General features: G+C 47.3%; 1 protein-coding gene. It reads right to left on the minus strand.

The window, feature by feature from the left end; translation table 11 throughout:
* Nucleotides 1-80 precede the first annotated feature (80 nt).
* A partial coding sequence (locus F1003_RS18890; protein ID WP_202913926.1) for a MutS-related protein occupies nucleotides 81-262 on the minus strand: 182 nt, incomplete at its 5' end.

The following is a 262-nucleotide window of genomic DNA, read 5'->3' on the forward strand; positions in this document are numbered from 1 at the left end:
ACCGGTGCTTGCTCCTTCACTATTGTCTGCGGCTTGGCCACTTGCTTGTGTTCCTCTTTTTGCTCAAGGGATGTAAGCAGCTATTGTGCTCTGTCAATCAGCTCTTTCGGAAGCTCTGCCAATTTAGCAACATGAATTCCGTAGCTTTTGTCTGCCGCGCCTTCTTTGATTTTATGAAGGAAAACAACCTTGCCGTTTTGCTCCATTGCGCTGACATGGACGTTTTTGAGACGGCCAAGCTCCTCATCTAATACAGTCAGCT

The sequence above is a fragment of the Winogradskyella ouciana genome (assembly GCF_009709615.1).
Taxonomy (GTDB): domain Bacteria; phylum Bacteroidota; class Bacteroidia; order Flavobacteriales; family Flavobacteriaceae; genus Winogradskyella; species Winogradskyella ouciana.